This window comes from Plantibacter sp. CFBP 8804 (assembly GCF_014841225.1).
In the GTDB taxonomy this organism is placed as follows: Bacteria; Actinomycetota; Actinomycetes; order Actinomycetales; family Microbacteriaceae; genus Plantibacter; species Plantibacter auratus.
On record NZ_JACYTU010000039.1, the window covers coordinates 1 to 928 of the forward strand.

2 protein-coding genes are annotated in these 928 nt (G+C 59.5%); both read right to left on the bottom strand.

Going from position 1 to position 928, the window contains the following annotated elements; genetic code table 11:
• Positions 1–15: 15 nt before the first annotated feature.
• Complete coding sequence (locus IFU11_RS19945) at positions 16–570, bottom strand: hypothetical protein (protein WP_192020101.1); 555 nt, start codon at positions 568–570, stop codon at positions 16–18.
• On the bottom strand, positions 567–928 hold a 362-nt coding region (locus IFU11_RS19950; protein WP_199862399.1), incomplete at its 5' end, for a hypothetical protein. The genes IFU11_RS19945 and IFU11_RS19950, both read right to left, overlap by 4 nt.

Consider the following 928-nt stretch of genomic DNA (forward strand, 5'->3'; position numbering starts at 1 on the left):
GGTTCTTGTTTGTTCCTAAACGAGCTTCGACACCGGGAGGTCGCGAACTGCCATCCGGGCGGCATTCAACGGGCTGATTGACATCTCAACCTCGGCCGCGAAATCAAGCAAATCCTCAGGTGTGCTGGACAGTGTCTCCCATGAAGTGCCATCCTTCACGGTGTAGCCCAACCCTGGTAAATAGTTGCCGTCCGTATCTTTGCCCGCGGTGTACGGGTGGGCATGGGAGAGCTTGTTGCGTACCAGCTCTCGTGCTTTCCTGAACGCTGCGACAGCGGTGTCCAGCAACTCCGCCGTAAGCGCACCATCGGGATGCTGTCGATAGCGGGCGGCCAGCTTCTGCAGCGCCTGTTCCTTATCGCCTGCCATCTTGCCCCGGGTCTCAGGCAGCGTCGCAACACCCGCCTCGTACAGAATCGCGGTAACGGTCTCTTCGAGGCTCAGGAACGTGTACTGTGCCCTTCCCAAAGCGACCAAGACATCAGGATGCGCTGGTGTTCGAAAATATCGACCCAGGGTTACATGCGTACCGTCCACCGGAGACACTTGCGGAAAAGCCGGTGTGCTCATGCCGCATATCCAATCACGTCGTAGCGAGTCGTGTCGATGACCTCGGGTGGCACATCGGCTACGGCCAGCCGGTAGACAACGTTCAGCCGCGGGTTGAAGATCCCGACATGAGTCAGCGCCTCGAACTCGGGCAGCCCGGACTGCTTGCCCATCAGGAAGTACATCAGCAGCTGAAGCACATGGTCCTTGGCCGGCTTCGACGCAGACACCTTGAAGTCCCACAAGGTGTCCTCCGTGAGGAAGTCCCCATCACCGCTGTCGACCAAGTCGGTGTACCCACCGCGCTCGCCGGCAGCATGCTGCTCTTCGTTCACGAAGAGGAACCCGTCCGCAATGATCGGCCCGTGCTCGGAAAAGA